We start from the raw sequence: 23935 nt of genomic DNA on the forward strand, positions 1-23935 counted from the left end.
CTAGTATCGGTTGAAACCGGAAAAAGTTGCGTCCCCTGGATGATGGAACTCAGGGGGTGAGGTCGACCTTCCAGGCTCACCCGTTCCACCGGGCGGTGGCCATCGGGCGCCGCGCAGGCCGAACGGCGGGTCGAACAGGGCCGGGTCCGACTGGCGCGAACGGAAGAGGTCGATGATGTAGTTCATCCGTTGGTCCAAGCGGCTCCAGTCTTCCGCTCCGGTGCCCTTGAGGCTGTCCGGGCTCTTGTCGAGCTGGCCCAGGAGCTTTCGCAGCTCGCGGTTCTCGATGGAGCGCAGGTGCGGTGGGAAGAGCGTCGACTCCATGCCTGGAGGTGGCGGCAACTCATTGCCCAGCTTCAGCGCGCTTCCAGGAACGGCCAGCTTCATCATGTGCTCGGTGGCGAAGCGGCGGAACGCGCCGGCCATGGTCTCCACCACGGGGCGGAGTGCGGCGTCCACCACGCCCGACTTGAGCGCTGCCTTGCCCGCGAGGTTGGCGGGGAAGAGCAGGGCGTTGATGTTCGCCTCGATGGCCTGCATCAGGATGCCGTGGAAGGTCTCCTTCATGGGGGCATTGAGTGCCTGTTCGATTTGCGGCTGGAGCCTTCGCTGCTCATGCTGGCCCACCTTGTTGTTGGCCAGGAGCATCAGCTCGGCCTTCTTGTTCGGGTCGGTCTCGAACAGGGCCTGGGCATAGTGGCCGAAGGCTTCCTCCAGCACCGGCTTGTCGGCGGGGAACTCGCTCAGGTACTGCGCGACTTTCGCCGCGTCGTACTGGGTGTCACCTTGGAAGGTCGTCACGAAGCGGGAGAGCTCCTGGCCCACTTCCTCGAACACCCGTGTGTTGCCCTCGGAGATGACCAGGCTGACGTTCTTGAGCGCGTCATTGCCGGCCGAGCCGATGTCAGCCAGGGGGAGCGCGGGCAGGCCCAGCTTGCGCAGCAGGTCGTCCACCTTGGAGAGCGGCCGGGTGACGCCGTCGAGCCCCTTGAGCACGTCGGTGAAGAACTTGGGCATGTCCTCGCCGCGGATGCTCACGCCGGCTTGCTTCGAGGCCCAGGTCGCGAAGGTGGACCAGTTGGCGTTCTCCGTGCCCAGGAGCTGACCCACGGCGTTGGACAGGTCGGAGTAGCTCTGCGTCACCGCGTAGTTGCGGACCGCCAGGTCCTGCATGCGCAGATGGCTCGCACGTCCGCGGGGGAGGGGTAGGTACCCTGCTCGACATACGGTCCTCGGAGTGGGGCCGCTTGCGTCAGGTTCGCGGCCTGCTGCTGGCGTGTGACCGCGGGCGCTGAGGGCTTCAGCTCGTTGCGGACAGGACGCGTTGACTCCCCGGACTCCGTGGGGCGCTCGGGGGCACGGGGACTGGGGTGGGGAGTCTTCATTCCCGTATTATCGGTGGAAATCGGGAAAAGATTTACGCCCTGCCCCCGAGGGCATGTCAGACCCCTGAGGTAGGAATCCCTAGACACGCTGTTTCAGGTGGGGTTCCACTTGGGGGAGGCAAGGCGGATGATAGAGGGGTGGGGGGCAGCTGGCCTGGGGAGTCCCGAGATGGGGAATGAGACGAAGCGTCCCGCGACCTATGAAGACCTGGTGGCGCTGCCCGAGAACATGGTCGGGCAAATCATCGACGGTGAGCTCATCGCATTGCCGAGGCCCGCGAGCCCGCATGCGGTGGCGCACTCCGTCCTGGGCGGGCTGCTCGTCTCCCGGTTCCAGGTCGGGCAACGAGCGCCGGGAGGGTGGTGGATTGTTACCGAGCCCGAACTGCACTTCGGTCAGGACGTCCTCGTGCCGGATATCGCGGGATGGCGCCGCGAGCGCATGCCGGTGATGCGGCGAGTCCCCTTCTTCACGCTGGCGCCGGACTGGGTCTGTGAGGTGCTATCTCCGTCGACCCGGAAGCTGGACAGGAACCGCAAGCGGGAAATCTACGCGCGCGAAGGCGTGGGGCACGTGTGGCTGGTGGACCCCACAGCGAAGGCCCTGGAGGTCTTCGCTCGACGGGAAGGCGAATGGGTCGCGCGCGGGCAGTACTCGGGGGATGCGTGCGTGCGCGCCGAGCCGTTCGAGGACCTGGAGCTGGACCTGGGCGCGCTATGGCCCCCGGAGCTGGAAGCGCCCTGAGCCCTGGCGCCGCGGCTTACGGCTTCGTCAGGTGCGTCCCGATACCGAGTGCTCCGCGTGTTGTCGCCACGCCTCCCGTGCCTCTTCGAGGCTTACCTCCTGGAACCGGACAGCGGCTCCTGGACGGCGGGCGCACAGCCGTCCCCAATCGGCGCGAATGACTGTCGCGATGAGTGGATAGCCACCTGTCGTCGGATGGTCGGGGCCCAGCACGATGGGCGTTCCTGAAAGCGTCACCTGGATGGCCCCACGAACCATGGGGCGCGACGTGCCCGTGCCTTCATCGCCATGGGTGAGCGATGGCCCTTGGAGCCGCATCCCCACGCGGTCGGTGGCGGCGGACACGGTGAAAGCGCCCGACAGCAGGGTGGCCACGGTTGCTGGTTCGAAGCGGCGGTTGTCCGGTCCGAGCGTCACGCGGATGGGGGCCGCTGCATCCAGTGACGCACCGGGCGCTCGTGTCTCGGCGTGCTCTCTCGCGTCACCCAGGGGCAGGCTGTCTCCCGGGCGCAGCAGGCGGCCTTCGTGTCCGCCCAGGCGTGCAACCAGCAGTGTGCCGCGTCCTCCCAGCACTTCCGGCACCTCGAGCCCGCCGTCCACCGCGACATAGCGCACGCTCGTCGACTCGGGCGCGGGGACGGTGAGGCTTTCTCCGTCCGCCACCGTGAAGGCGCGTCCGTCCATGGATACACGGACGCTTCGGCCCCGGGCGCGCAGCTCCAACCGGCCGAAGGCTTCCAGGGCCGCCGTTCCGCTCGCGTTGCCCACGGCGAGATTGGCCAGGGCGAGCAGCTCCGGGACCAGCGGCCCCCCCGGAGGCACGCCGTGGTGCATCTTCCCCGGCCGTCCCGCGTCCTGCACCGTGACGGGCGCACCCACGCCCGTGATGTCCAGCCAGCCCGTCATCGGTCCACCCGCTTGAAGCGCACCCGGTCCCCGAGCTGAAGCACCGAGCCCTCCTCGGGTGTGAAGGCGGTGAAGTCCAGCGCGGTGCCGATGAGGTTCCAGCCTCCAGGCGATGCGAAGGGATACACCCCCGTGCGCCCACCCGCGATTCCCACCGCGAGGGCAGGCACTCGCGTGCGGGGCGTGGCCAGCCTGGGGACCGCGATGCTTGGGTCGACTTCGCCCAGATAGGCGAACCCGGGAAGGAAGCCCACGCAGCGTACCGTGTACTCGCGCGCCGTGTGGCGCCGCGCCACTTCGTCCTCGGTGAGGCCCGCGCGTTCCGCAACCGCGCGCAAGTCCTGCCCGTCGTAGCGCACGGAGATGGTCGTGAGGGGCCGGCCGGCCACTGGGGCTGGGATGCGCAGCAACCGCGCCAGCGCGAGCCGAGGCTCCTCGGGTGGTGCATCCGGGGCGAAGTACACGCAGGCGTGCTCCTCGGTGATGACGGCGTCGAGGACGCCGGGCATGGCGCAGAGGGCCTCGCGCGTGGCGCGTCGCTCCAATCCCTCGGGAAGGACCAGTCGCAGGGCGCCTTCACCCAGAGGCTCGGAGCGAAGTGCGAGCGCGTCCAAGGTGGCGCGGACCTCGCGCGCCAGCTCCACCGCGCCGGGCGTGTCGCCGTGAACGCAGACGGTGTCCACGCTGCCGCTGGTGGCCAGTTGCACGGTGTTGGCCCGCGCCTGGGCGTGGTCGGTCAGCACCGCGCCGGGCTGTCCTCGGGGAATCAGCGAGCCGTCTGGCCGGGTGCCTCGGTCCGCGAAGCCTTCGCGGGCGTAGGCCAGTCCCGCCGCCAGGGCCGCGTCGTGCAGCGCGCCCGTGCCGGGGCCAATGAAGGTGACGGCGGTCCCCAGCGCTTCCACGATGCCCGCCACCACCGCGCGGGCCAGGGCCGGTGTTGCATGGGCCGCGTGGTACAGGGCGCCGTGGGGCTTGGCGTACGCCACGGGCAGATGACGGTCAGCCGCCAGCTTCGCGAGCCGGCCGCACTGCGCGGCCACTTGCGCCCGGAGGTGCTCCGGCGTGACGTCGAGCGCGCGTCGGCCGAAGCCCTCTCGGTCCTCGTAGGACGGGTGCGCGCCCACGCGCGTGCCGTGCCGCTCGCACAGCTCCAGCGCCCGGCGCATGGAGGCATCATCCCCGGCATGCCCGCCGCAAGCGATGTTCGCCACATGGGCTAGCGCGTAGAGCTGTTCGTCTTCACCAGGAAGCTCGCCCAGGTCGACGTTGAGGAGGCACTCCGTCATGCGGCGCACCGTACGCGAGCGGCGGCGCGGGTGCAGCCGTCCCTGTAGCCGGAGACGCTGGCGTGCCAGCCGACGGTGCGGTGGGAAGTCTCACGCACCACCCCGGGGCTGGGGCCGGTTGGCACCGGGGTGGTACGCGCCCAGCGAGTGCCTCGACGAGGTGCCCGCTGAGAACTTCCAAGCGGGATACGCCAGCAGGGGTTTTCCTCGGTCATTTCCGGGACGATTTTCCGCGTGCCTCAGGGGGCGGCTCAGCGCGAGGTGGAGGGCAGCGTGCCCGGGCCTCCAGCCTTCACCCAGCGCACCAGCGCACGCGCGGTCTTCTCGTCAATCAACTCCGCGTAGGTGGGCATGGGCGTGCCGGGGAGGAACTGCTCGGGGTTTCGCACCCACCGGACCAGCTCGGCCTCGCTGCGCGAGGCGACCTTGGCGAGCCGGTCGTGATACCGCGCGCCAGGGGCGTGGCAGCTCGCGCAGCCGAGCTTCACGAAGAGGGCGGGGGCGTCCACCTTGGGCGCAGCGGGGCGCGGCTTACGGGTGGGGGCGGGCTTGCTGGCCAGCGTCGAGGGGCCGGGCGCAACGGTGTTGGCCGCGTCGTGATTCGCGGACGGTGCCGATGCCGCGCTCTCGTGGGTGGCGCCGGGCCCTGTGCGCGTGGTCGCGCCGGAATCGGTCGTCGGGGCTGAAGATGTCACGCCGGCATGAGCGTCTTCTCCCGGTGTGTCCTGAGGGATGGCGAGCGTTTGCGCGAGGGGCGCTGGCGGAGCCGAGACTTCTTCCTCTGCTCCCTTCACGGAGGTCTGGGCACTGGGAACATCTCCCGCGCTCTGCTCCTCCGCGACCCAGTCCGGGCGCACCGACGCCGAGGTGAGCCGTGGCCGCGCGCCCTTCACCGCGTTCTTCCTGTTCGGCACCGAGCGCAGGTAGTCATAGAGCGCTCGCGCCTCCACCTCGTCCATGCCCCGGAAGCGAGGCATGGGTGAGCGCAGCACGGAGCCATCCGGTGCCAGTCCGTCACGCACCGCGCGGGTGAAGTCCTCCAACGTCCAGTGCGCCAGCCCCGTCTCGTGGAACGTGATGTTGCTGGAATGAACGTTCCTTCCCTCCGGGTCGACGAACGCCATGCCACCCGCGAATACGTCATCGCCCTCTGTCTTCCGGGGGCTGAAGCCATCCGTGTGACACGAGGCGCAGTCATAGACGTCATGCGCCATGTAGTGGCCGTACTCCCGGGTCGCCGCCTTGGGCGGCACGGGGATGCCCGAGGCGGGCCGTTCCACCGGCTCATTCCCGGTGATGAAGCGGAAGCCGATACCGCCGAAGAAGCTGAACTTCGACGGGGGCGCGGGCACTGAATCCGGCGTGAAGAGCGGGTGCCCGGAGCGCATGAAGCCCAGCACCGCCGCCAGGTCCGCGTCGCCCATGCCGTAGCTGGGCATCACCATCAACCGGCCGTCGCGGCTCACGGCGTAGCGGATGGCTCGCGCCAGCTCTTCATCCGTCATGGCGCCGATGCCCGCCTTGGCATGCGACGTGAGATTCGCCGCGTAGAAGCGCCCCATGTACGAGGGCAGCTCGCGCAGCGGCGCGCCCGACGCCGTCTCCGCGTCGCCCCCGCGGTGACATGACTCGCAGCTCGCGTGGAAGATGGCGGCCCCTCGCTCCAGGGCGGCGGGGGACAGGTCCGCGCGGATGGGCGGGTAGGGCGCGTGGACGGTTCCCGCGCAGCCCGCCAGCAGGGCGGCTCCCACGAACAACGTGTTCCTCATGGCGTCCAGGATGGTGCGGCGCATGGGTCCTCCGCGTCGAGCAAGACCCGACGCATATCGCATCCGCGAGGGGGACGGAAAAACCACCCCGTCTGTCCAGGGCGGACACCCGGCCTTCACGAAGTACGGCGCGGTGCGGCGACGTGGCTACACTCCAGGCACCATGACGCGCTCGCTCGAGTCCTACCGAGACCTCTTCCCCGTGCTGAGGGAGCAGCTCTACCTCAACCACGCCGGTGTGGCCCCCACCAGCCTGCGCGCCGCCGAGGCCGTGCGCGGGTGGATGGAGGACATCGTCCACCACGGCATCAAGCACGAGCGCGGCTGGGAGGCCCACTGCGAGCGCGTGCGGGGCCTGGCCGCCCGCCTCATCAACGCCGAGCCCGGCGAGATTGCCTTCGTGCGCAACACCAGCCACGGCCTGGGCCTGGTGGCCGAGGGGCTGGACTGGAAGCCCGGCGACGAGGTCGTCGTCGCTTCCTCGTTGGAGTACCCCTCCAACGTCTATCCCTGGCTGCACCTGAAGGACCGCGGCGTGACGGTGCGCGAAATCCAGACGCCCGAAGGGGGCGTCACGCCGGAAGCCGTGGCCGCCGCGCTCACCCCAAGCACCCGGCTGGTGGCCGTGTCCTCCGTGCAGTTCGCCACCGGCTACCGCACGGACCTGGACGCCGTGGGCGCTCTCTGTGAGCGGGCGGGCGTCCTGCTCTGCGTGGATGGCATCCAGAGCGTGGGCTGCATCCCCGTGGACGTGAAGAAGAGCCGCATCCACTTCCTCAGCGCGGACAGCCACAAGTGGATGCTGGGCATCGCCGGCATCGGCTTCCTCTACGTGGCCAAGGACGTCCTGCCCAAGCTGCGGCCGGTGTTGGTGGGCTGGCGCAGCACCACCGACGCGTGGAACTTCAACCGCAGCCACTTCGAGCTGCGCCCGGACGCGGGCAAGCTGGAGGAGGGCAGCGCCGCGTACACCGGCATCTACGCCTTGGGGGCCGCGCTGGAATTGCTGCACGAGGTGGGGGTGGACGCCATCTCCGCGCGCATCCGCGAGCTGCTGGGTCAACTGGAGACAGGGCTGCGTGGGCTGGGCTGCGACGTGGGGCCCGCGCCGGAGCACCGGGCGGGCATCCTCACGTTCCTGCCTCCGGAGGGCGAGGCCCGCGCGCTCGGCGCGTGGCTCGCCGGACGGGACGTGGCCCTCTCGGTGCGCCGCGGGCGCGTCCGCCTCTCACCCCACTTCTACAACCTGCCCGAGGAGATGGACCGGCTGGTGGAGCTGGTGCGGACGCACCGCGGCTGAGGGCCCCGGGACTACTGGGCCGGGAAGAGCGGCTCGATGGAGAGGTAGCGCTCGCCCGTGTCGTAGTTGAAGACGAGCACGCGGCTGCCGTCGGTCATCTCGCCCAGCTTCTGATTCACGGCGGACAGCGCGGCGCCGGAGGAGATGCCCACGAAGATGCCCTCCTCGCGCGCGGCGCGGCGGGTGAACTCGAAGGCGTCCTCCTCGGTCACCTGAATCGCGCCGTCCAGCGCGTCCTTGTGCAGGTTCTTCGGGATGAAGCCGGCGCCAATGCCCTGGATGGGGTGTGGGCCGGGCTGGCCGCCGCTGATGACGGGCGACTTGGTGGGCTCCACGGCGAAGACCTTCAGCTTCGGCCAGACCTTCTTCAGCTCCTCGGCGCACGCGGTGATGTGCCCGCCGGTGCCCACGCCGGTGATGAGGTAGTCCAGCCCTTCCGGGAAGTCCTTGAGGATTTCCTGCACCGTCGTGCGGCGGTGGACCTCGATGTTGGCCTCATTCTCGAACTGCTGCGGCATCCACGAGTTGGGCACCTGCGACAGCAGCTCGTTGGCGCGAGCGATGGCGCCCTTCATGCCCTGCGCGCGCGGGGTCAGCTCGAAGGTGGCGCCGTAGGCGGCCATCAGCCGGCGGCGCTCGACGCTCATGGACTCCGGCATGACGAGCACCAGCTTGTAGCCCTTCACCGCCGCCACCATGGCCAGGCCGATGCCAGTGTTGCCGCTGGTCGGCTCGATGATGACGCTGTCCTTCTTGAGCAGGCCGCGCTGCTCCGCGTCCTCAATCATGGACAACGCGATGCGGTCCTTGATGCTGCCGCCCGGGTTGGCGCGCTCGAGCTTCACATGGACCGTCACTCGGGACGGAAACAGCCGGTTGATGCGCACGTGCGGCGTGTTTCCGATGGTCTCCAGGATGTTGTTCACCTTCATGTGGGGCGCCTCGTCGGTGGGTCAGATGTGGAATTCGAGTGCGTCCATCGAGCCATCCGCGCCGCGCTGACGCACTTCGCTGCGGCGGGTAACCACGGATTGAGAGGGGATGCTCTGCGTGAGCCAGGCGTTGCCGGCGATGATGCTGCCCCGGCCCACCACGGTTTCTCCGCCGAGGATGGTGGCGTTGGCGTACACCACCACGTCGTCCTCGATGGTGGGGTGACGCTTCTTGTCCGTCAGCCCCTTCTCCACGACGAGCGCGCCCAGGGTGACGCCCTGATAGATTTTGACGTTGTCACCAATGAGCGTCGTCTCACCGATGACGACGCCGGTGCCATGGTCGATGACGAAGCGCCGGCCAATGGTGGCACCCGGGTGGATGTCCACGCCGGTTCGCTGGTGCGCGTACTCCGTGAGCAAGCGAGGCAGCAGCGGGAAGCCGAGGGCATGCAGCGCGTTGGCCACCCGGTAGATGGCGATGGCGGTGAAGCCCGGGTAGGTGAGGATGACCTCGTCCACGGTGCGTGCGGCCGGGTCCGCCTCGAAGATGGCGTCCGCGTCCTGTCGCAGCCAGTCGTAGAGGCCGGGCAGCCGCTCCATGAAGCGCGCCGGCAAGTCCCGTTCAATGCCCGGATACAGGGGCGCCAGCGTGTCCCGGATGCGGTGGAGGCTGGCCTCCACGGTGGTGACGTCGCGGTGGACGGCGGCGGCCGTACACTCCAAGCGCTCGGCGAAGTGGGGGAAGAGCAGGCCGAGCACCTGGCCTACGAATTCGGGGGCAGCGCGCCGTACGTCCGCAGGGAAGCAGTGGCGCTGCCGGGCTTCCAGCAGGGCCGCGACCAGCCTGGCGTTGGAGTCATCCATGAGTTCCTGTTTCTAACGCAGTGCGTGGGCTGGCTGCACGGCGTAATGGCTGATTCCAGGGTCGACTGTCGTTTCCCAGGAGGGGACTGGCCCCCGGGGGCCCTCGCTGGCAGTGCATGCCGCCTTCCCCCATGCCCCCCTGGCACGCGTTGGACAGCGGTGTTTCGCGGCGCTTGCCGCGTGTCCTCCTCGGCGGGACGATGACGCCATGTCCCAAAACCCGGTCCCTTCCTATGCCCATGGCACCAGCACCACCCCGCTGCTGGGGGAGACGATTGGCCAGAACCTGCGCCGCACCGTCGAGCGCCACGGCGACCGGGAGGCCCTGGTGGTGGCGTCCCAGGGGTTTCGGGCCACGTATCAACAGCTCTGGGCGCTCACCTCGCAGGTGGCTCGGGGGCTGATGGCCCTGGGCGTCCAGAAGGGGGACCGGGTGGGGCTCTGGTCACCCAACCGCTTCGAATGGGTGGCTGTCCAGTACGCCACGGCCCGTATCGGCGCCATCCTGGTCAACATCAACCCGGCCTACCGCACCTCGGAGCTGGAGTACGCCCTCAACCAGTCCGGCGCCAAGGTGCTGCTCCACGCACAGGGCTTCCGGCAGACGGACTACCGGGGCATGGTGAAAGAGGTCCAGCCGCGCTGTGCCGGCCTGGCGACGGCGCTCGTCTTGGAGGACGACTGGCAGCGGCTGCTCGATGGCGCGAAGGATGTTTCAGAGGACGCGCTGGCCACCCGCGAGGCGTCGCTCCAGTTCGATGACGCCATCAACATCCAATACACGTCGGGAACGACAGGCTTTCCGAAGGGCGCCACGCTGTCGCACCACAATGTCTTGAACAACGGCTTCTTCATCGGGGAGGCCCTGCGCTACGGCCCCGAGGACCGGGTGTGCATCCCAGTGCCGTTCTATCACTGCTTTGGCATGGTGATTGGCAACCTGGCCTGTACCAGCCACGGTGCCACCATGGTGATTCCCGCCGAGGCGTTCGACCCGTTGACGGTGCTCCAGACGGTGCAGGCCGAGCGCTGCACGTCGCTGTACGGCGTGCCCACGATGTTCATCGCGGAGCTGGACCATCCGCGTTTCGGTGAGTTCGATTTGTCGACGCTGCGCACCGGTGTCATGGCGGGCTCGCCGTGCCCGGTGGAGGTGATGAAGCAGGTGCAGTCGCGCATGCACATGCGCGAGGTGACCATTTGCTACGGCATGACGGAGACGTCGCCGGTGTCCACGCAGAGCGCGCTGGATGAGCCGTTGGACAAGCGCGTGTCCACCGTGGGGCGCGTGCATCCGCACCTGGAGGTCAAGGTCATCGACGCGGGCACGGGGGAAGTGGTTCCTCGCGGCTCGCCGGGCGAGCTGTGCACGCGCGGGTACAGCGTCATGTTGGGGTACTGGGCCAACCCCGAGGCCACCGCCGCGGCCGTGGACGCCGCCGGGTGGATGCGCACGGGCGACCTCGCGGTGATGGACGACGAGGGCTACGTGAAGGTGGTGGGCCGCATCAAGGACACCATCATCCGGGGCGGGGAGAACATCTCCCCGCGCGAGGTCGAGGAGTTCCTCCACACGCACCCAGGCGTCAGCGAGACGCAAGTCATTGGCGTGCCGAGCAAGAAGTACGGCGAGGAGGTCATGGCCTGGGTGCGCGTGAAGCCCGGCGCCACGCTCACCGGCGAGGAGCTGGCGCGGTTCTGCGCGGGCCGCATCGCGTCCTTCAAGATTCCCCGCTACTGGAAGTTCGTGGACGCGTTCCCGATGACGGTGACGGGCAAGGTGCAGAAGTTCAAGATGCGCGAGGCGTCCGTCGTCGAGCTGGGGCTGGAGGACGCCGCGGCCATCAAGACGGCTTGACGCGCGAGGTGCGCTTCTTCGCCGGCGCCTTCTTTCGCGGCGTCTTCTTCGCCTTCTTCAGCGCGGCCCGGTTCGCCGCGTCCACGGCCTTCCGGGCCCAGGGCAGGAGCGCGTAGGCGTCATCCGCCGCGTCCGCGGGCGGAGTCCAATAGCCCAGCTCCACCGGGGTGCTCATGCCTTCGTAGACGAAAGGCCGGCATCCGGCGGCCTGGAAGTCCGGCTTGGTGACGTCATCCACCTTCAGGAACAGCTGCCCGCCGCCGATGAGCCCGAACATCCGTCCGCCGAAGTAGAGCCCCCAGCCGCCGAACATCGACCGGGACTTCACGGGCCCCAGCTTCTCCAGCAGTTCCACCGTGTACTCAACGAAGCTGTCCGTCCGGGCCATGATGCGTCTCCGTGTCTCGATGGGCCTCGTGAAGGCGGCGCCACCGGCCGCGGCACGCTAGCGCACCCGAGGGCCTGGAGCGGCCTTCCTCGTGCCCCAGGGTTCCGGCATGGCGCGCACGCTCTCCACGATGAAGGACTTGAGCGCCCGCGCCGCGGCCGTGAGGTAGCCCTCTCCCCGGTGTATCAGCGCCACCTGCCGCTTCAGCCCGGCGCGCGCCAGGGGCACCACGTCGAAGCCCCGGGCATGGTGGTCGCGGGCCATCAACTGCGGCACCACCGCCACGCCCAGGCCGCGCTCCACCATGCGGCGCATGGCCTCCGCGTTGTCCGTCTCCACCGCCAGGCGGGGTGTCACGCCCCGCGCCTCACAGGCGGCCTCCATCGCCCGGGTGCCGCTCATGTCGGGGATGATGACCCAGGGCTCTTCCACGACCTCGTCCATCGTCACGGGCTTGCCTGACTTCGTCAGCCGGTGTCCACGCGGGACGGCGAGCACCAGTGACTCCTCCCACAGTCGCTGCGCCACCAGGTCTGCGCGCCGCACGGGGAGGGAGAGGATGGCCAGGTCCAGGGCCCCGCGTGCCACGCCTTCCTCCATGGCCGGTGCCAGTCCCTCGCTCAGCCGCGGCCGGACCTCCGGGAACTGGCGGGCGAAGGCTGGGATGATGTCTGGCAGCAGGTACGCCCCCACGGTATGCAGCGTGCCGAGCGACACCACGCCGTGTGGCGTCCCGGACAGCCGCTCCAGCTCCGAGGTGCCCGCCGTCAGTGCGTCCAGGGCGCGCTGGGCGTGAGGCAGGAAGCGCTCTCCCGCGTCTGTCAGCACCGCGCCCCCAGGCGTGCGGACGAGCAAGCGCGTGCCCAGGGCGGCCTCGAGTGATTGGAGCTGCCGGGAGAGGCCGGACTGGGACAGACCCAGCCCACGCGCGGCGGTGCCCAGGCGTCCCGCCCGGGCGACTTCGAGGAAGGCTCGGAGCTGTTCGGAGGTCATGCGGATTCCGCAAGAAGTCTATGCGGAAGATGCGGTTTCCGCATGAGGACTTGGGGCGTACAGGGAGGTGATGGACGGAAGCGGCGTCACAGCGGAGCCCATGGTCAGCGCGCGTCCAGGCGTGGCGCGGCGGACAGCGACGGGCGCGGTGTTGCTGGCCCTGGTGGTCAGCGCGTTCGAGGGCACCGTCGTGACGAGCGCCATGCCCACCATCACCCGGGAGCTGGGAGGCCAGCACCTCTACTCGTGGGTGTTCTCCGCCTTCCTCTTCGCATCCACCGTCGGTGTGCTCGTCTCCGGGAAGCTGGCGGACCGGCTGGGCCGAAAGCCCGTCTTCTTCTCGGGCATGGGGTTGTTCCTGGTGGGCTCGGCGCTGTGTGGCCTGGCCGACTCGGTGCCGGGGCTCATCGCCTTCCGTGTCGTCCAGGGCTTGGGCGCGGGGGCGTTGCAGCCCACCACGCTCACCATCTCCGCCGACCTCTACACGCTGCGCGAGCGCGCCGCCGTGCAGGGGCTGTTCACGGGGGCCTGGGGCGCGGGCAACGTCGTGGGGCCGCTCATTGGCGGCTGGCTGGTGATGCACGCCTCGTGGCGCTGGGTGTTCCTGGTCAACGTGCCGGTGGGGCTGTTCGCCGCGGCGCTGCTGTACCTGTCGTACCGCGACCCGCCTCGTCGTCCCGAGGTCCGCACGGACCGGTGGGGGCCCGTGCTCGCGGGCTCCTCGGCGGCGCTGCTCCTCTTCTCGTTGGAGCCGGGGGCCGCGAGCCTGCGGTGGGCATGCGCGCTGGCCGCCGTGGGCGCGGGCTGGCTGCTGGTGCGGCAGCAACGCACGACGGTGTCGCCGTTGCTCCCGGCGGAGTTGCTGAGAGACCGTGCGGTGCTCAGCGGTGTCGTGGGCGGCATTGCGGGTGGCTCCCTGCTGTACAGCATGGCCGCGTGGGTGCCGCTGTGGATGACGGAGCAGGGCGGTCACACGCCGCTGGCGGCGGGACTGGCGCTGCTGCCGATGCTGTTGGGCTGGTCCGTGGGCTCCACCTTCGGCGTGAAGCTGCTGATGCGCGGGGGCATGCGATTGAGCGCGGGCGTGGGCTTCGCGGTGGCGGCGCTGGGGGCCGGGTGGTTGTCATTGGCCGCCGCGCGGGGCTGGGGTGTGCCCGCTGCGCTGGTGGGGCTGGCGGTGCTGGGCCTGGGGCTGGGGCCCGCCGCGAGCACGTCGTTGATTGGACCGCAGTCCCGCGCGCCCTGGCACCACCGGGGCATCGTCACCAGCGCGCTCTACGCCACGCGACTGCTGGGCGGCTCATTGGCGGTGGCGTTGCTCGCGCTGGCCAGCGGGCACTTCGCCTTGCAGTTCGGCATCGCCGCTGGACTCACGGCCGTCGCGGCGCTCGGGTTGGCGCTGCTGGCTCCGGGAAGGACGGAGCCAGCGGCATCGGGGGCGTGACGGCTGGCACGTTCCGCTCAGCCCGTGGCGCCTCCCGGGGCCGGTGCGCGCGCGTGGGGCGGCGTCGGTGCTCGTGCCGGCGCCGGGGCATCTCCGTTCAGCGCATGGGGCCACAGCTTCGCCAGCGCGGAGCGGAGCTCGGCCGCGGTCCGGTAGCGGTCATCGGGGCGTTTCTCCAGCAGCCGCAGCACGACGCGCTCGAAGGGCTCCGGCAGTCCCGGCCGCAACGTGCGCGGCGGCACGGGGCGCTCCTGGACGTGCAGGAACATCAGCGGCACGGGCTCCGGGTGGCGGAACGGAAGCTGTCCGGTGAACAGCTCGTAGGCCACCACGCCGAGCGCGTACAAATCCGTGGCGGGTGACACCGCGGGACTTCCCGTCACCTGCTCGGGAGCCATGTACTCCGGCGTGCCGAGCACCGCGCCCTGGGCCGTCGTCCCCATGACGTGCGTGCTCTTGGCGAGTCCGAAGTCCATCAGCTTGAGCACGCCGGTACGGGTGATGAAGAGGTTGGCGGGCTTCACGTCGCGGTGGAGCACGCCCCGGCCGTGCGCGTGCTCCAGCGCCACCGTCGCGTGGGTGAGCCAGCGCAGCGCCTCCGCCAACGTGGCGCGCCGCTCCAGCAACCGCTGACGCAAATCCACGCCGTCCAGCAACTCCACGGTGAGGAAGTGCCGCTCGCCGTCCACGCCCACATCGAAGACACGCAGGATGTTGACGTGCTCCAGCGCCCGGGCGTGCTCTACCTCCTGGCGGAACCGCGCCACCATCGCGGCATCCGCGTGGGGCACCGCGAGGACCTTGAGGGCCACGCGCAGGTCCTGGTGGAGGTCGATGGCCTCGTACACGGTGGAGCTGCCCCCAGCGCCCAGCCAGCGCTCCACGCGGTACCGCTGGGCCACCGTCTGGCCGGGCACCAGGCCTCGCATGACGCTGGAGGCCGCGGGCACCACAATGCCCTGGAGCAGCGTGCCGTGCGGCGACATGGGGGTCACCGGGCGAAGTGTCTCCCCGAGCGACAGGGCCGGAGGTGGCGTCACCGGATGGAACGTCGCGTCGGGAGGGGTTTCCGTCCGAGGCGGGACAGGGGGGAGGCCGGCGCGGGGCGGCGGCTTCACGATGGCCGGCGGCGGGGTCACCCGCAAAAGTGGCTCCGGCGCGGCGTCCCCAAGGTACGCCACGCCGTCTTCGTCGTCGGTCGAGTGCACCTCGGCCTCCCTCGGCTGCTTCGTCGCGTCGTCGCTATCAGGGGTCGAGCAGCGAAACGTGGGACGGTGCCCCCACGCCCTCGATGTCCAGGTGCGGCGTGGGCAGGTTGTACTCGGACGCGGCGCTGGTGGCCTCGACGATGATGGGGCCGGCAATCTCCGGCGGCTCGCCGTGGCACAGCAGGTCCACCACGTGCTCCACCGTCCACTTGCCCAGGCGGCTCACCACCAGACGCGTGCCGTCGTACTGCGCCGTGTCCGACAGGTCCCGGCTCGCGGCCAGCTTGGCCTCCACGGAGTCGCCCAGGTAGCCGCGCGCCAGCGACACCACCCGGTCCAACACGGAGTTCCAGGCCTGCAGGTGCGTGCGGTCCTGCGCCTCGTCCATGATGTCCAGGCCCACCTGGAGCTTCTCCATGCGGTCCAGGAACTGCTGCACCAGCGGCCCGCGGATGATGCGGCCGTGCTGTGGTGCAATCATCTCCACGCCCGGCTCCAGCTTGCGGATGGCCGCCACCGTGCGCTGCAGCGCCGCGTTCACCGGCATGTAGATTTGATGGAAGGCGCGGATGCCCGCCCAGTCGGACTCATCCGCCCAGATGCCCTTGGCGTTGGAGTCCGTGAGCCCGCCGAAGAGGTCTCCGGTGAAGAGCACGCGCGTCTGCGGGTCATAGAGCATGACGGCGCCGCGGAAGTGACAGAAGGGCGAGGGCACCGGCAGCAACCGGTGGCCGGTGGGCACGCTGAGGCCCTGCGCGAACTTCTCCGTGGGGATGAATCGGTGGCGCGGCAGGTTCTGGTGGACGATGAGCCGCCAGGTGTCCTCCGAGCACAGCAGCCCGGCCCGGGGCGCGTAGCGCGCGGAGATGATGCTCGCCGACGAGCCCACGTCCGGGTCCTGGTGGTTGATGAACATGGCCGACAGCCGCTCCATGCCACCAATGAGGGACGTCACCTTGGTGTGGATGGTGGAGAAGTCGCTGCTCGAGCCCGGGTCGATGAGGAGGTTGAACTCCGTGGGCCGCTGCGTCTTCTTGTCCGTGCCGCGGAAGCGCAGCAGATAGGGGTTGGCGTAGAAGATGTTGCCGGGCTCGCGCTTGCCCACCCAGAACGTCTCGGGGGCAATCTCCACCGGCACGAGGCGGAGGTCGGAGCTCTGGCTCGGGCTCGGGACTGGGGCAACGGTGCTGCTCATGGGCGCGGCGTTCCTTCCCTTTCGGGTGTATGCCCGTCCCCATAGCAAGCGCTGCGCCGTGGCCTTCTCTCCCCTGGGGCACGTGTCCGCGGGCGGGGATGGGGCGCAATTCCTGCGCGCGGGTGGGGTGGGGCGCAGCCCTTGCGCCCTGGGTGTCTGAGCGCGTGCGCCGCGGCGGGAGGCATGGCAGGCTTGGGGCTCTCACCTTCGAATCGTTGATGCCCGACCCGTCCGTCTTCGCCACCTGGGGCCTCCCGGGGCTGTTCCTCATCGCGATGCTCGCGGGCTCCGTGGTGCCAGTGCCGTCGGAGGCGCTGCTGGCCGCGCTCGTCTACGGCGGGACGGCGCCCGTCACCGCCATCGGAGTGGCCACCACGGGCAACGTGCTGGGCGCGCTGTCGCTCTATGTGCTGGGCCGGTGGGTGGCGGGCGGTGGTGGTGGCGCCTTGGGGCGCTGGTACGCGCGGCGCCGTGAGAAGGAGGGGCCTCGCATGCAGCGCGTGGAGGCCTGGACACGGAAGTGGGGCGCGCCCGCGCTCGTCATGTCCTGGCTGCCCGTGGTGGGTGACGCCTTCGTCATCGCCGGCGGCATGCTGGGGGTTCGCCCGCTGCCCTTCGTCTTCTTCGTCACGCTCGGCAAGGGCCTTCGTTACCTCGCTGTCGCCCTGTCCGCCGCCGCCGCGCTGTAGGGCCCGTCCCGGACGGTTTCACCGATGTCTCACGCAACGTGTCTGCGTTCCGCTCGATAAAGGAGACGGGTGAGCATCGCATTCCCCGTGAATCGGGTAGCGTGTGGATGTCTCATCCGACCACTCAACAGCTCCTTGTCAGGGGCAGGACCGGACATCATGCGTGACGACGCAACTCCTTCAAGCCATGTGCAGTCGAACTGGCGGCGACATGCCGCCGCGCTGTTGCTGGCGGTGCTCGCGGCGTGTGGTGGCGAGGACTCGGCGCTGGAGTCCGTGGGGCTCGACGGCGCGGAAGTCGGGCAGCGGCAGGACGCGCTGGGCGAGGTCCGACTTCGCCTGGTGGCGGCCAACACGTCCAGCGGCAACGGGCAGGACTACGACCCGGGCCACGGCATCCGCATCTTCCAGGGCACGGACGCTGACGTGGTGATGATTCAGGAGTTCAACTACAAGTCGAACTCCGCGGCGGACCTCCGCGGCTTCGTGGACACGGCGTTCGGCACGCAGTTCCACTACTACCGCGAGGGTGGGGCGCAGATTCCCAACGGCATCATCAGCCGCTACCCCATCATCGCCTCGGGCGAGTGGGATGACCCGTACGTCTCCAACCGCGACTTCGCCTGGGCGCGCATCGACGTGCCGGGCCCGAAGGACCTCTGGGCGGTGAGCGTGCACCTCCTCACCACGAGCAGCGGCAGCCGCAACTCGGAGGCCAGCAGTCTGGTCAGCCGCATCAAGGCCAACATCCCCGCGGGCGACTACCTCGTCATCGGCGGAGACTTGAACACCGGCAGCCGCAACGAGTCCGCTTTCGGCACGCTGTCCCAGGTGGTGCGCACGGCGGGCCCGCACCCGGCGGACAAGAATGGCAACACCAACACCAACGCGGGCCGCAACTCCCCGTATGACCACGTGCTGGTGGACAATGACTTGTTCGCGTACCAGACGCCCGTTGTCATCGGCGGCAGCACCTTCACCAACGGTCTGGTGGTGGATACGCGCGTCTACTCGCCGCTGAGCGACATCGCGCCCGCGCTGTCCGGTGACAGCGGGGCCTCCGGCATGCAGCACATGGCCGTCATCAAGGACTTCATCATCCCGGGCGACAGCTCGCCCGGCAACAATGCCTCCGTCACGGTGACGTCGCCCACCGGCGGTGAGAGCTGGGCGGGCGGGAGCGTGCGCAACATCACCTGGACGTCGACCAGTGTCACGAACGTGAAGCTGGAGTACACGCTCAATGGCAGCACCTGGAGCACCCTGGCCGCCAGCACGGCCGCCTCCGCGGGCAGCTATGCGTGGACGGTGCCGTCCAGCGCCACCACCACCGCGCGCGTCCGCATCAGCGACGCGTCCAACGCCAGCGTCAGCAACACCAGCAACGCGGCCTTCACCATCACCACGGCTCCGGCGGGTGGCACGGGCAATGTCATCATCAACGAGGTGATGGTCAACGAGCCGGGCTCGAACGTCGCGGGCGAGTTCGTGGAGTTGGTGAACACGGGCACCGGGGCGGTGGACCTGAGCGGGTGGACGGTGTCCGACGCGGCCAGCCTGCGTCACACCTTCCCCGGTGGCACCTCGCTGGCGGCGGGCGGCGTCATCGTGGTGTTCGGCGGCGCGGCGGGCATCCCGGCCGGCACGCCCAACGCGGTGTCCGCCTCCACGGGCACCCTGGGCCTGTCCAACAGCGGTGACACCGTCACCGTGAAGACGGCCACCGGCACGGTGGTGGAGTCCGCGGTGCTGTCCTCCGGTGTGAGTGGCACGGATGGCGTGTCCGCCAACCGCAGCCCGGACCTGGGCGCCACGGCGACCTTCGTGCTGCACACCAGCCTGTCCAGCCTGCAGGCCTCGCCGGGCCGTCGCGTCAACGGCTCGGCGTTCTGAGCCTCCCCGCTTGAAGTGTCGCGGCCCTGCTTCCCGTTCGCGCGGGAAGCGGGGCCGTGTTGTTTCAGTGGAGCCTCAGTGGTTCTCCGGCGGCGTGGGTGACAGGGGCACGCGCTCGCGCGTCTCCGCCGACAGCACGGAGGGGCGGATGATGAGGCCTTCGCCGCCCGGGCCTCCGGGCGTGGCCGGGTCCCCGGGGCGCGGCGTGGGCCGGCCGTAGTCGCGCTCGTAGATGCGCAGCAGGGCCAGGAAGAAGGCCACGATGAGGGGCCCCAACAGCAGGCCCACCGTGCCAAACGCGGCCAGGCCTCCGAGCAGCGCGAAGAAGACGATGGCCGCGTGCTGGTGCATGCCGCGCCTGGCCAGCAGCGGCTTCACGATGTTGTCCACCAGCCCCACCACCACCGTGCCCCAGATGGCGAGGAACAGCGCCGCCCACGGGTGGCCGCTGAAGAACATCAGCGCCGCGGCGACCAGCACCACGATGGCGGCGCCCACGGCGGGGATGAGCGCCATGAAGAACGCCACGCCCGCGAAGAACAGCGCCGCGGGGACGCGGGCGATGAGGAAACCGACGAGCGCCGCCGCCGCCTGCACGCCCGCGGTGGCCACCGACGAGACGAGCACCGCCACGGAGACACTGCGGAACTCCCGCAGGATTTCCCCCGTCTGGCCGCGCCGAAGTGGCGAGACGCTCTCCACCCACCTCACCAGCCGCGCGCCCTCCGTCAGCAGGAAGAAGAGGGCGATGAGCATCATCACCGTCTGGAACGCGATGGAGCCCGTCGCCGCCACCGCCCCGGTGACGGCCCGCGCCGCTGTGCCGCCCTGGGTGCTCACCTGCTGTTGTAGCGTCTCGTCGAGCTGGGCCTGCTCCAGGGGGATGCGCTCCAGCAGCCTCTCTACCGGGCCTCGCACGGGGCTGGGAAGCTTGCCAATCAGTCCTTCCATCCCTTCCCGCTGCACCGTGTCGGAGACGAACTTCACGCCGTCCGACACCTCGGTGACGACGAAGGCCGTGAGACCTCCCAGGGGGAGGAGCAGGGCCAGGATGACTCCCGAGACGATGACCCCCGCCGCCAGGTTGTTGTGTCCGCGGAGCTTCCGGCTCAGCCGCGAGTAGAGGCCGTAGAAGGTTCCCGCGAGCACCGCCGCCAGGAAGAATGCCTTGGCGAACGGGCGGACAACCAGGGCCAGCAGGATGATGGAGAGGATGATGAGGCCAGTGAACACCCGCCGGGCGGTCTGCTCGGTTGCCATACCCGCCAAGGTAGGGCTGCCATCACAGAAGGGTAGGGACGGGCGGCGCTTTTGCCTGCCCGCCTGCTGTCCTGCCAAGAAGACTTGGGCCCGGCCCCAAGGCGGCTAGAGTGGCCACGCCATGCCGCCCTTCGAATCCTCCCAATTCACTGTCTGGCTGCTCCAGGCGCTCTGCGCCGTCTTCCTGGCCATCCTCTTCCTCCAGTCTGGCCTCGACAAGGTCATCGACTGGAAGGGCAACCTGGGCTGGCTCACGGGCCACTTTTCCAAGAGCCCCCTGCGCGGCGTGGTGCCGCTGATGCTGGCCACCGTCACCGTGCTGGAGCTGGCGGCGGGCGCGCTCAGCGCCGCGGGGCTGGTGGCGCTGGTGGCCACGGGCAGCGCGACGCTGGCCTTCTGGGGCGCGCTGCTCTCCGCGGTGTCGCTGGTGGCGCTCTTCTTCGGCCAGCGGGTTGCGAAGGACTACGCCGGCGCGGGCGGGCTGGTGCACTACTTCCTGCTGACGCTGGTGGCGGTGTACGTCACCCGCCTGGGCTGAGTCAGAGCACCTTGCGCGTGGGGACCAGGGCGTTGGCGGACAGCAGTCCGGCCACCAGCGCCACGGCCACCATCAGCATGGAGAAGGCCGTGTCCACGCCGGCCACCACGTCCCGCTCCAGCAGGGATGACAGGCTGCGGAAGCCCACACTGCCGGGCACCAGCAGCATGAGCCCGGGCACCAGCGTGGTGATGGAGGGCTTGTTGCGCAGCCGGGCCAGCGCGTTGCTGCCCATGGCCAGCAGCAGCGCGCCTACGAAGGCACCCAGCTGAGCCCCCAGCAGCAGCGAGCCCAGACGGGCCCCCGCGAAGGCGAAGGTGCAGGCTCCGGCAATCCAGCCCCAGTCCCTGGGGCGCGCGCGGAAGAGCACGCACACCGCGAAGATGGCCACCAGCAGCATGGGCAGCTGCGTCCAGTCCGGCAGCGCGGGCGGCAGCGGCGTCACGGGCGGCGCGGGCAGCACCACCGACAGCCGGCTGCCCAGGGCCACGCCGAAGCCCAACTGGAGGAAGACGAGCGCTGCCGCCGTGAGCCGTGAGGTGCCGGAGATGAGGTTGCGGGTGGCCAGCTCGTTGATGGCCACCGTCAGGGACAAGCCGGGGAGCAGGACGATGAGGCCCGCCAGCGTGGCCACCTGCGCGGACAGCGGCCCCATCAGGCTCGCGGCCAGCGCGGCGACGGCGGAGGACAGGATGGCGGCCACCGGCTCCAGCACCCGGGCCGTGGTGGGCTGCTTCCGGGTGAGCACGCCCAGGGTACCGATGAGCAGGCTGCTGAACCCGGCCACCGCCATCTCCTTCAGGCCTCCGCCGAACAACCGCCCCGCGGCGCCGCCCGCGAGCGTCCAGCACAGGAGCTGGAGCGCGGGGCCGAAGCGCTCGGGCTGCGCGAGGATGGCGTCCACGCGCTGGGCCCCTTCCGTCGGGGGCACCTGACCGTGGATGACTTCGTCCGCCAGCGTGTCCAGCAGCGTCAGCCGTTCCAGGTCCATGTCCCCCGGCTCCACGCGGATGAGCGAGGTGCGCAGGGCCTCCGGCGGTCCGAAGGATGAGAAGATGGACGTGGGTGTGGAGAAGAAGCGCCCCTCCAGTCCGAAGCGCTCCGACACCCGCTGCATCAGCAGCTCCAGGCGATGCGCGGGCGTGCCGTAGCGGTGCAGCGCCTCGCCCAGCCGGATGGTGAAGGCGACGGCGGGGCCCGGCGGCGGGGGATGACTGACGGCAGTGAGGAGTTCGGGAGGGACGGCCACGGCGGCGCACATGGCAGAGGCTCCAGGCCGAGTCAAACGGCAGTGGGGCACACCCCTGGCTCCAGGGGGCCGCCCACCTGATTGGGCCCGGCGCCTCGCACCTTCAACGTCGCGGGTTCAGGTCCGCCTCCTCCTGGGAGTTCCGCCCATCAGAGCGTTTTTCCTGAATCCTCCAAGCGGGTTGTTTCGATGTGGCCCGCGCTGACGCTGGAGGTGTCGGACGCTGCCTGATTCGAGCTCCCTGTGCCGCCAGGCGCTTGCTGTTCCTCTCCCTGGAGCTTTTCCTGGAGTTGCCCACGGAGCTGGGAGACACCTTCTGTCGCGCGGCGCTTCGCGGGCTCGATGAGCTTGCGCTCCTTGCCGGTCACCGGCAGCAGGGCGGACGCCAGAATGCCCAGCGTGAGGCCTCCCACGGCCAGGAGCAGGGGTTGCTCATCCACCGTGCGGTTGAGCCAGTCGGAGGCCTGATGCTGGACGGCTTCACGCGAGGGAACCCGCTCGCGCGCATGTGAAGCCCGCTCCCGGGCCATGTGCACGGCGCCCGTGGTCCGCTCCCGAATCGCGCTGGCTTTATCGAGCGCCTTGCCCTTCACCTCAATGCGCCTTGTCGCTGGCGCTGGCCTTCATGTCGGTGTGGGGGCCTTCGCTGCCAGCCCCGGCGCGCAGGCCGTCATGGCGCCACCGTTCGTCTCTCCTCCATGCGAGCTCGCTGTCCTGGCGCGCCGCGCGTGTGGTGAAGGCCTTGCGCATCAGGGCCGAGCCAACGCCCGCTCCCGCGAGGGCGCCGAGCAGGCTCCAGCCCTTGGGCGAGTCGGCCCGGTCCTTCAATTCCATGCTCTGGTGCATCACTGTCTCCCTGGCCTGCGTCTTGAGTTCCGTGGCTTTCTCCACGGCGGCCTCCTTCGCGTGCTGTTTGAGCGCGGTGGCCTTGTGCGTGGCGGCCTCACGGGCGCGTTCCTTCAGCCGGTCGGGTTCGGCCTTCCGGGCCATTTCGCCCGCGAGTTCGCTCATGCGTGCCCGTGCATCTGCGATTTCATGGAGTGCGCGCTCCTGCTCGCCCATCGCCCATCCTCCTTGAGGGTTTGAATCGTTCGTTCAGGCCCGTGGACCCGCTTCATCCGATGGCGCCCGCTCCAGGCCATGGCGCCGCCCACCGCGAGCAGCACCGCCGCGACGATGAGGAGGGAGGCCCAGAGAGGCAGGGCATCGGCCAGCACCGCCACCAGGAAGGCGACAAAGGTGATGGCCCCTAGCAGCAGCACCCCGCCGCCGCCTGTCAGCAGGCCCGCTCCGGCAGATGCCTTCCTTGCCTCCGTTCGCAGCTCGGCGCGCGCCAGGGACACCTCGGCGCGGACCAGGCGGCGTGCCTGCTCGGTGAACTCGGAGAAGAGCGCTCCGAAGCCGCCTCCGTCCCGGTGGGGAATCGTGGGTTCCATGCTGGACGCTCCCCTCAGGACTTGATGAGCCGGCCGAGGACGAAGCCCGCGGCCACGCACCCCGCGATGAAGAGTCCGGGCCGCTCGCGGACCTGTGTCTGGGCATCCGCGAGCAGCTCTTCGGTGGTTTCGTTCTCCAGTCGGTCGGATGTGCGGCGAAGCAGCCCCGCCGCGCTGCCGAGCAGCGGCCGGGCCACTTTCGCCTCGTCTCTGTCCGAGATGCTCTCCAGCGTGGAGACGAGTCCCCGCATTCCCTTGGCCACGTCACCCCGGCGGCTCTCGACCTGGCGGTAGAGATGCTCCTTCGCGGCGCTGCCCAATTGCTTCGCCTGCTCCTTGCCGGCCTGCCCGATTCCGGACGTACCGGACTCGCCACGGGCGATGCGGGAGCCCTCTTCCGAGCGCTGTCCGTACCCGCTGCCTTGGATGCTGCCGTCAATGACGCTTCCCATGCTGACTCCTTCAGGTTCCGAGGGGGCAAACTGTCGCGGGGGCTTCACAGGTCATCGTCCCCGCGTGCCTTCACCTCAGAAGGTAGACATGCTGCATGGCTGGCCTGGACGGAGACTGGTACGCAGGCAGGGTGGGCGGTGG

At 69.7% G+C, this 23935-nt stretch carries 22 protein-coding genes and 1 pseudogene; 7 read left to right on the top strand and 16 right to left on the bottom strand.

What is annotated here, in order from left to right; all coding sequences use genetic code 11:
- Positions 1 to 1385, bottom strand: a pseudogene (locus OZ403_RS07770) (hypothetical protein).
- Positions 1386 to 1554: 169 nt separating this feature from the next.
- Here OZ403_RS07770 and OZ403_RS07775 point away from each other — a divergent pair.
- Entirely contained in the window at positions 1555 to 2130 is a 576-nt protein-coding gene (locus tag OZ403_RS07775) for a Uma2 family endonuclease (protein WP_174258689.1), read from the top strand.
- A gap of 27 nt (positions 2131 to 2157) precedes the next feature.
- Here OZ403_RS07775 and OZ403_RS07780 read toward each other — a convergent pair whose 3' ends face one another.
- The 3 genes from OZ403_RS07780 to OZ403_RS07790 all read right to left on the bottom strand — a co-directional run bounded on the left by OZ403_RS07780 (position 2158) and on the right by OZ403_RS07790 (position 6115).
- Positions 2158 to 3036 carry a biotin-dependent carboxyltransferase family protein gene (locus OZ403_RS07780; protein ID WP_268783813.1) on the bottom strand — a complete coding sequence of 293 codons (879 nt, stop codon included), beginning with the start codon at positions 3034 to 3036 and terminating at the stop codon, positions 2158 to 2160.
- Positions 3033 to 4322, bottom strand: coding sequence for a LamB/YcsF family protein (locus OZ403_RS07785; protein ID WP_268783814.1), 1290 nt, complete (start codon positions 4320 to 4322; stop codon positions 3033 to 3035). Before OZ403_RS07785 ends, OZ403_RS07780 begins: the two co-directional genes overlap by 4 nt.
- 251 nt (positions 4323 to 4573) lie before the next feature.
- On the bottom strand, positions 4574 to 6115 hold the full coding sequence (locus OZ403_RS07790; RefSeq protein ID WP_268783815.1) for a c-type cytochrome: 1542 nt from the start codon (positions 6113 to 6115) through the stop codon (positions 4574 to 4576).
- A 139-nt stretch (positions 6116 to 6254) separates the two neighbouring features.
- Here OZ403_RS07790 and OZ403_RS07795 point away from each other — a divergent pair, with 139 nt between their 5' ends.
- Positions 6255 to 7391 carry an aminotransferase class V-fold PLP-dependent enzyme gene (locus OZ403_RS07795; RefSeq protein ID WP_140853351.1) on the top strand — a complete coding sequence of 379 codons (1137 nt, stop codon included), beginning with the start codon at positions 6255 to 6257 and terminating at the stop codon, positions 7389 to 7391.
- Between the two features lie 11 nt (positions 7392 to 7402).
- On the opposite strand, the gene cysK is transcribed toward OZ403_RS07795, so the two are convergent.
- Both cysK and epsC read right to left on the bottom strand, forming a co-directional pair.
- Complete coding sequence (gene cysK / locus OZ403_RS07800; RefSeq protein ID WP_140788683.1) at positions 7403 to 8323, bottom strand: cysteine synthase A; 921 nt, start codon at positions 8321 to 8323, stop codon at positions 7403 to 7405.
- Positions 8324 to 8344: 21 nt separating this feature from the next.
- Positions 8345 to 9190, bottom strand: a complete 846-nt coding sequence (gene epsC, locus OZ403_RS07805; RefSeq protein WP_140788685.1) for a serine O-acetyltransferase EpsC — start codon at positions 9188 to 9190, stop codon at positions 8345 to 8347.
- A gap of 208 nt (positions 9191 to 9398) precedes the next feature.
- On the opposite strand from epsC, the gene OZ403_RS07810 reads away from it, so the two are divergent.
- A complete protein-coding gene (locus OZ403_RS07810; RefSeq protein WP_268783816.1) occupies positions 9399 to 11048 on the top strand; it encodes an AMP-binding protein in 1650 nt (549 codons plus the stop codon).
- Here the strand turns inward: OZ403_RS07810 and OZ403_RS07815 are convergent.
- Both OZ403_RS07815 and OZ403_RS07820 read right to left on the bottom strand, forming a co-directional pair.
- Positions 11035 to 11436, bottom strand: a complete 402-nt coding sequence (locus OZ403_RS07815) for a TfoX/Sxy family protein (protein ID WP_140788687.1) — start codon at positions 11434 to 11436, stop codon at positions 11035 to 11037. The genes OZ403_RS07810 and OZ403_RS07815 overlap by 14 nt on opposite strands.
- A 57-nt stretch (positions 11437 to 11493) precedes the next feature.
- Positions 11494 to 12429, bottom strand: a complete 936-nt coding sequence (locus tag OZ403_RS07820; protein ID WP_268783817.1) for a LysR family transcriptional regulator — start codon at positions 12427 to 12429, stop codon at positions 11494 to 11496.
- Positions 12430 to 12499: 70 nt separating this feature from the next.
- Between OZ403_RS07820 and OZ403_RS07825 the strand changes: the two genes are divergently transcribed.
- Positions 12500 to 13873, top strand: a complete 1374-nt coding sequence (locus OZ403_RS07825) for an MFS transporter (RefSeq protein WP_140788690.1) — start codon at positions 12500 to 12502, stop codon at positions 13871 to 13873.
- 17 nt (positions 13874 to 13890) lie between these two features.
- On the opposite strand, the gene OZ403_RS07830 is transcribed toward OZ403_RS07825, so the two are convergent.
- Both OZ403_RS07830 and OZ403_RS07835 read right to left on the bottom strand, forming a co-directional pair.
- A complete protein-coding gene (locus OZ403_RS07830; RefSeq protein ID WP_268783818.1) occupies positions 13891 to 15081 on the bottom strand; it encodes a serine/threonine-protein kinase in 1191 nt (396 codons plus the stop codon).
- Positions 15082 to 15118: 37 nt separating this feature from the next.
- Complete coding sequence (locus tag OZ403_RS07835; protein WP_140788694.1) at positions 15119 to 16276, bottom strand: hypothetical protein; 1158 nt, start codon at positions 16274 to 16276, stop codon at positions 15119 to 15121.
- Positions 16277 to 16494: 218 nt separating this feature from the next.
- On the opposite strand from OZ403_RS07835, the gene OZ403_RS07840 reads away from it, so the two are divergent.
- Complete coding sequence (locus tag OZ403_RS07840; RefSeq protein ID WP_140788696.1) at positions 16495 to 16965, top strand: YqaA family protein; 471 nt, start codon at positions 16495 to 16497, stop codon at positions 16963 to 16965.
- 159 nt (positions 16966 to 17124) lie between these two features.
- On the top strand, positions 17125 to 18858 hold the full coding sequence (locus tag OZ403_RS07845; protein ID WP_268783819.1) for a lamin tail domain-containing protein: 1734 nt from the start codon (positions 17125 to 17127) through the stop codon (positions 18856 to 18858).
- A 75-nt stretch (positions 18859 to 18933) separates the two neighbouring features.
- Here the strand turns inward: OZ403_RS07845 and OZ403_RS07850 are convergent, their stop codons facing one another.
- Positions 18934 to 20118, bottom strand: a complete 1185-nt coding sequence (locus OZ403_RS07850; RefSeq protein ID WP_268783820.1) for an AI-2E family transporter — start codon at positions 20116 to 20118, stop codon at positions 18934 to 18936.
- A 121-nt stretch (positions 20119 to 20239) separates the two neighbouring features.
- Between OZ403_RS07850 and OZ403_RS07855 the strand changes: the two genes are divergently transcribed.
- Positions 20240 to 20656, top strand: coding sequence for a DoxX family protein (locus tag OZ403_RS07855; protein ID WP_140788702.1), 417 nt, complete (start codon positions 20240 to 20242; stop codon positions 20654 to 20656).
- A 1-nt stretch (position 20657) separates the two neighbouring features.
- On the opposite strand, the gene OZ403_RS07860 is transcribed toward OZ403_RS07855, so the two are convergent.
- The 5 genes from OZ403_RS07860 to OZ403_RS07880 all read right to left on the bottom strand — a co-directional run bounded on the left by OZ403_RS07860 (position 20658) and on the right by OZ403_RS07880 (position 23793).
- Positions 20658 to 21917, bottom strand: coding sequence for a threonine/serine ThrE exporter family protein (locus OZ403_RS07860; protein ID WP_268783821.1), 1260 nt, complete (start codon positions 21915 to 21917; stop codon positions 20658 to 20660).
- 137 nt (positions 21918 to 22054) lie between these two features.
- A complete protein-coding gene (locus OZ403_RS07865) occupies positions 22055 to 22498 on the bottom strand; it encodes a hypothetical protein (RefSeq protein WP_268783822.1) in 444 nt (147 codons plus the stop codon).
- A gap of 1 nt (position 22499) precedes the next feature.
- A complete protein-coding gene (locus OZ403_RS07870; protein WP_268783823.1) occupies positions 22500 to 22916 on the bottom strand; it encodes a hypothetical protein in 417 nt (138 codons plus the stop codon).
- Positions 22913 to 23341, bottom strand: a complete 429-nt coding sequence (locus OZ403_RS07875) for a phage holin family protein (protein WP_140788708.1) — start codon at positions 23339 to 23341, stop codon at positions 22913 to 22915. Before OZ403_RS07875 ends, OZ403_RS07870 begins: the two co-directional genes overlap by 4 nt.
- A gap of 14 nt (positions 23342 to 23355) precedes the next feature.
- Complete coding sequence (locus tag OZ403_RS07880; RefSeq protein ID WP_140788710.1) at positions 23356 to 23793, bottom strand: hypothetical protein; 438 nt, start codon at positions 23791 to 23793, stop codon at positions 23356 to 23358.
- Positions 23794 to 23935 lie beyond the last annotated feature (142 nt).

Origin of the sequence: Myxococcus sp. NMCA1, assembly GCF_026810205.1 — a bacterium.
GTDB classification, from domain to species: domain Bacteria; phylum Myxococcota; class Myxococcia; order Myxococcales; family Myxococcaceae; genus Myxococcus; species Myxococcus xanthus_A.

Coding starts and splice junctions, on each gene's coding strand:
- OZ403_RS07775 (WP_174258689.1), top strand. CDS start 1,555: ATGGGGAATGAGACGAAGCGTCCCGCGACCTATGAAGACCTGGTGGCG.
- OZ403_RS07780 (WP_268783813.1), bottom strand. CDS start 3,036: ATGACGGGCTGGCTGGACATCACGGGCGTGGGTGCGCCCGTCACGGTG.
- OZ403_RS07785 (WP_268783814.1), bottom strand. CDS start 4,322: ATGACGGAGTGCCTCCTCAACGTCGACCTGGGCGAGCTTCCTGGTGAA.
- OZ403_RS07790 (WP_268783815.1), bottom strand. CDS start 6,115: ATGCGCCGCACCATCCTGGACGCCATGAGGAACACGTTGTTCGTGGGA.
- OZ403_RS07795 (WP_140853351.1), top strand. CDS start 6,255: ATGACGCGCTCGCTCGAGTCCTACCGAGACCTCTTCCCCGTGCTGAGG.
- cysK (WP_140788683.1), bottom strand. CDS start 8,323: ATGAAGGTGAACAACATCCTGGAGACCATCGGAAACACGCCGCACGTG.
- epsC (WP_140788685.1), bottom strand. CDS start 9,190: ATGGATGACTCCAACGCCAGGCTGGTCGCGGCCCTGCTGGAAGCCCGG.
- OZ403_RS07810 (WP_268783816.1), top strand. CDS start 9,399: ATGTCCCAAAACCCGGTCCCTTCCTATGCCCATGGCACCAGCACCACC.
- OZ403_RS07815 (WP_140788687.1), bottom strand. CDS start 11,436: ATGGCCCGGACGGACAGCTTCGTTGAGTACACGGTGGAACTGCTGGAG.
- OZ403_RS07820 (WP_268783817.1), bottom strand. CDS start 12,429: ATGACCTCCGAACAGCTCCGAGCCTTCCTCGAAGTCGCCCGGGCGGGA.
- OZ403_RS07825 (WP_140788690.1), top strand. CDS start 12,500: ATGGACGGAAGCGGCGTCACAGCGGAGCCCATGGTCAGCGCGCGTCCA.
- OZ403_RS07835 (WP_140788694.1), bottom strand. CDS start 16,276: ATGAGCAGCACCGTTGCCCCAGTCCCGAGCCCGAGCCAGAGCTCCGAC.
- OZ403_RS07840 (WP_140788696.1), top strand. CDS start 16,495: ATGCCCGACCCGTCCGTCTTCGCCACCTGGGGCCTCCCGGGGCTGTTC.
- OZ403_RS07845 (WP_268783819.1), top strand. CDS start 17,125: ATGCGTGACGACGCAACTCCTTCAAGCCATGTGCAGTCGAACTGGCGG.
- OZ403_RS07850 (WP_268783820.1), bottom strand. CDS start 20,118: ATGGCAACCGAGCAGACCGCCCGGCGGGTGTTCACTGGCCTCATCATC.
- OZ403_RS07855 (WP_140788702.1), top strand. CDS start 20,240: ATGCCGCCCTTCGAATCCTCCCAATTCACTGTCTGGCTGCTCCAGGCG.
- OZ403_RS07860 (WP_268783821.1), bottom strand. CDS start 21,917: ATGTGCGCCGCCGTGGCCGTCCCTCCCGAACTCCTCACTGCCGTCAGT.
- OZ403_RS07870 (WP_268783823.1), bottom strand. CDS start 22,916: ATGAGCGAACTCGCGGGCGAAATGGCCCGGAAGGCCGAACCCGACCGG.
- OZ403_RS07875 (WP_140788708.1), bottom strand. CDS start 23,341: ATGGAACCCACGATTCCCCACCGGGACGGAGGCGGCTTCGGAGCGCTC.
- OZ403_RS07880 (WP_140788710.1), bottom strand. CDS start 23,793: ATGGGAAGCGTCATTGACGGCAGCATCCAAGGCAGCGGGTACGGACAG.